This window comes from Belnapia arida (assembly GCF_016773205.1).
GTDB classification, from domain to species: domain Bacteria; phylum Pseudomonadota; class Alphaproteobacteria; order Acetobacterales; family Acetobacteraceae; genus Belnapia; species Belnapia arida.
In genome coordinates, this window is record NZ_JAETWB010000234.1 from 1 (window position 1) to 230 (window position 230).

Here is a 230-nt window from a genome sequence, read left to right on the forward strand (position 1 = left end):
TGCCGGCCAGCAGGCCAGAGCCTGGGCGCCGGACTGTTCAAAGGCCCACAATGGGCGAGGGGCTTGGAGCTATGGCGGTACAGAGCAACCCCGACCAGCTGGTCGGCAGTCTGCGGGACACGGTAGTCGCCCTCGTCCGGCGCGATGGACCTGATCTTTCGGCGCGCCAGCTTGGCGTGGTCCTTACGGTCTACCTGACCGACGGCCCGCATACGGTGCGTGGCCTGGCG

1 pseudogene is annotated in these 230 nt (G+C 68.3%); it reads left to right on the forward strand.

Annotated elements, in window-relative coordinates:
• Positions 1–71: 71 nt before the first annotated feature.
• Positions 72–230: pseudogene (locus JMJ56_RS34685) on the forward strand (MarR family transcriptional regulator); the annotation flags it as partial.